The following is a 3955-nucleotide window of genomic DNA, read 5'->3' on the forward strand; positions in this document are numbered from 1 at the left end:
GACCATCATCCTGCCCGACGTGCCGGAAATCATCTCGCCAATCATCTATGCGCTGCCGATCCAGATGCTGGCCTATTACGCCGCCGTCTTCATGGGCACCGACGTCGACCAGCCGCGCAATCTGGCGAAATCGGTGACGGTGGAGTAGGTTCCCGGCACGAACTCGTATCAGTCATTGATACTTCATGTTGCAAGTCATCTTGTATCAGAGTATGATACAAGATGAGGGGTGCAACTTTGATCGTTTCGTTCAAAGGCAGGGCGGTCGAAGCGGTTGCAGCGGGTAAGGCACCGAAAGGCTTTCCGTCAGATTTCGTCGCTCGCGCTGAGCGTCGTCTTCGAGCAATCGACAATGCCGTCCAGCTGAACGACCTTCGATCGCCGCCCGGAAACCACCTCGAAGCTCTGAAAGGAGGTCGTGGCGGACAGCATTCGATACGCATCAACGACCGATGGCGCATCTGTTTCAGGTGGACCACTGCAGGTGCCGAAGACGTGGAGATCGTTGACTACCATTGAGCGGGCACTCGCCCTAACCCTTTGAGGATATGATGCCCAAGTTCGCACGCCCCATTCACCCCGGAGAATTCCTGCGGGAAGAGTATCTTGTTCCACTCGGCATGAGTGCCGGTGCGCTCGCGAAGAAGCTCAACCTCCCGCGCACCCGTATCGAGCGCATTGCCAAGGAGGAGATCGGTCTGACCCCCGACACAGCCTTGCGCCTCGCCCGTTTTTTCAACACGACGCCTCAGTTCTGGATGAATTTTCAACAGGCCTATGAACTGGAAACCGAGGCCGAGAAACTGGCGCCGGAACTTGAGAAGATCGAACCGCTCGAAGCGGCGGCTTAATCGGTTCTTTAAAAACTTCGTAGTTTCAAAGCGACTTCGGGTTCACTAATGTTGCGCTGCAACTCGCGCCCCCCGGTGAACCATGTCCGATGCTCCCAGAACTTCAGGCATGACCCGGCTGAGGAACTATTTCCTCACAGGCTTCATCGTCTGCGCGCCGCTGGCGATCACCGCCTATATCGCCTGGTCGTTCATCGGCTGGGTCGATTCGTGGGTAAAGCCGTACATTCCGGCACGCTACAGCCCCGACACCTATCTGCCGTTTCCGGTTCCGGGTTTCGGCCTGATCGTGGCGCTGATCCTGATCACGCTGATCGGCTTCATGACCGCCAACATCGTCGGCCGAGCCATCGTCAATTTCGGTGAGCGACTGCTGGGCCGCATGCCGCTGGTGCGCGGCATCTATGGTTCGCTGAAGCAGATTTTCCAGACGGTGCTGTCGAACAAGGGCGACATGTTCCGCCAGGTCGGGCTGGTCGAATATCCGCGCAAGGGCGTCTGGTCGCTGGTCTTCGTCGCCAGCGAGAAGGAGACCGAGATCAACCGGAAGCTCGACCGGGAGGGCGACCCGATGATCGCCGTGTTCATGCCATGCACGCCGAACCCGACCACCGGCTTCCTGATGTATGTGCTGAAATCCGATATCGTGTTGCTCGACATGACGATCGAGGACGGCGCCAGGCTGATCGTTTCGGCCGGGCTGGTGGCGCCCGAGGTCAAGCCGAAAATGGTGACGGTGAACGGTGAGCCGATCGAAGGAGATCTCGCCAATCCGCCGCTTGGCGTCCTGGCTCAGCCGGCACGCAAAAGCCGAACAGCCTCGTCGCGGCCGAACAAATAGAGCAACAGGCGCAGCGCGTCGCCACGCTCCGATTGCAGTTCCGGGTCGCGCGACAGGATCAACCGCGCATCGTCGCGGGCGGCTTCCAGTAGGTCGGCATGCGCTTCGATGCGCGCCACCTGGAAACCCGGCGTGCCGGACTGGCGGGTGCCGAGCAATTCACCTTCGCCGCGCAGTTTCAGATCCTCCTCGGCGATCAGGAAACCGTCTTCGGTCTCGCGCATCACCGACAGCCGGCGCTTTGCCGTTTCGCCGAGCGGGTCCTTGTAGAGCAATACGCAAGAGGAGGGCTTGTCGCCGCGCCCGACGCGGCCGCGCAACTGGTGCAGTTGCGCCAGACCAAAACGCTCGGCATGCTCGATGACCATGATCGTGGCATCCGGCACGTCGACGCCGACTTCGATCACCGTGGTGGCGATCAGGATGCGGGTCTCGCCGACCTTGAAGGCGCGCATCGCCTCGTCCTTTTCGGCGCCCTTCATGCGGCCATGGACGAGGCCGATGCGGTCGCCGAACAAAGGTTGCAGCGAGGCAAAACGGTCCTCGGCCGACATCAGCTTGATCTCTTCGGATTCCTCGACCAGCGGGCAGATCCAGTAGATTTTCTGGCCATCGGCGACGGCGTCGAGCATGCGTCCGACCAGTTCGTCGAGCCGCTCCAGCGGCAGGGTGACGGTGCGGATCGGCTGGCGGCCGACCGGTTTTTCCGTCAGCTTGGAGACGTCCATGTCGCCGAAAGCGGTCAGCACCAGAGTGCGCGGGATCGGAGTCGCCGTCATCACCAGCATGTCGGGCGCGTCGCCCTTGGCGGTGATGGCAAGCCGCTGGTGGACGCCGAAGCGGTGTTGCTCGTCGACGACGGCAAAGACGAGGTCGTGATAGGTCACCGTTTCCTGAAACAGCGCATGGGTTCCGACGACGATGTCGATGTCGCCGCTGGCAAGACCTGCCAGCGTTTCGGTGCGCTCGCGGCCCTTCTCCCGGCCGGTCAGGATGGCGACACGCAGGCCGGCCTGTTCGGCCAGCGGCGTGATCGTTGCCAGATGCTGGCGCGCCAGGATTTCGGTCGGCGCCATCAGCGCTGCCTGTCCGCCGGCCTCGACGGCGCGCGCCATGGCAAGCAGCGCCACCACCGTCTTGCCTGAGCCGACATCGCCCTGCAGTAGGCGCAGCATGCGTTCGGGATCGGCGAGATCGGCGTTGATTTCGGCGAGTGCGAATTCCTGGCTGCCGGTCAATGAATAGGGCAGGGCCGCACGCAGTTTCTCGACAATGCGGCTGTCGCCGATCAGCGGTCGGCCCGACAGGCGGCGCACTTTTGCCCGCACCAGCGCCAGCGACACTTGGCCAGCGAGAAATTCGTCATAGGCGAGGCGGCGCCATGCCGACCCCTCGATGGCGACATCGATCGGGTCCGAGGGATGATGGATGCGGGCGAGCGCATCGCCAAAGGCAGGAAAGGTCTGCTTGCGCATGAAGGCGCCGTCCTGCCATTCCGGCAATTCCGGCAGCCTTCCCAGCGCCTGGCCGATGGCGCGGCGCAGCACCTTGCCCGAAAGGCCGGCGGTGAGCGGATAGACCGGCTCGACCGGGGGCAGGGTTTCCGCTTCGCTGACCAGGGCGATATGGTCGGGATGGACCATGGTTGGGCGGCCGTTGAACCACTCCATGCGGCCGGAGACGATGACGTGCTCGCCCACCGGCATTGCCTTTTCGAGATAGGCGGCATGGGCGTGGAAGAAGGTCAGCCCGATCTCGCCGGTGTCGTCGTGGGCGTAGACGCGGTAGGGCACCGACCGGTTGCCGCGCGGCGGCGGCTGGTGACGGTCGATGCGCACGTCGAGCGTGACGATGGCGCCTGCCGGCGCGAGCGCGATGCCCGGCCGGTTGCGGCGGTCGATGACCGAGTTTGGCAGCACGAAGAGAAGATCGCCGGCGCGGGCGGCGCGGTCGCCGAGATCGGCCGCCACCACCCTCTCGATCAGCGCGCCGACCTTCGGCCCAACGCCGGCAAGCGAAGTGATCGGAACGAAGAGAGGGTCGAGGAGGGAAGGTCTCATTCGTAAGAGACCGCGCTATGTGGGCGCCCAGTCCTACCCCCCTCTGTCCTGCCGGACATCTCCCCCTCGAGGGCAGGGCTATCGCATATGAGTAAAGAGGTCATAGAAGAAGTCTTTGCTCCAGTTTGCCCTTCGCATCTTGCTGGCGATAGGTTTGTCGAGCGGATGGGCAGCCAAGATGTTTTGCGCGAGCCTTCGGATGA

The 3955-nt window shown here is 62.8% G+C and carries 4 protein-coding genes; 3 read left to right on the forward strand and 1 reads right to left on the reverse strand.

The genetic code is table 11. The features are described from left to right. Nucleotides 1-237 precede the first annotated feature (237 nt). The 3 genes from AC04SG_RS32580 (at nucleotide 238) to AC04SG_RS32590 (ending at nucleotide 1692) form a co-directional block, all read left to right on the forward strand. Nucleotides 238-519, forward strand: a complete 282-nt coding sequence (locus AC04SG_RS32580) for a type II toxin-antitoxin system RelE/ParE family toxin (protein WP_488554369.1) — start codon at nucleotides 238-240, stop codon at nucleotides 517-519. Nucleotides 520-551: 32 nt separating this feature from the next. Then, complete coding sequence (locus AC04SG_RS32585; protein ID WP_142865495.1) at nucleotides 552-851, forward strand: HigA family addiction module antitoxin; 300 nt, start codon at nucleotides 552-554, stop codon at nucleotides 849-851. 82 nt (nucleotides 852-933) lie between these two features. Beyond that, nucleotides 934-1692 carry a DUF502 domain-containing protein gene (locus AC04SG_RS32590; protein ID WP_488554370.1) on the forward strand — a complete coding sequence of 253 codons (759 nt, stop codon included), beginning with the start codon at nucleotides 934-936 and terminating at the stop codon, nucleotides 1690-1692. Here AC04SG_RS32590 and recG read toward each other — a convergent pair. Next, entirely contained in the window at nucleotides 1644-3752 is a 2109-nt protein-coding gene (recG, locus tag AC04SG_RS32595) for an ATP-dependent DNA helicase RecG (protein ID WP_488554371.1), read from the reverse strand. The genes AC04SG_RS32590 and recG overlap by 49 nt on opposite strands. Between the last annotated feature and the right edge of the window lie 203 nt (nucleotides 3753-3955).

This window comes from Mesorhizobium sp. CNPSo 4684 (assembly GCF_057784315.1).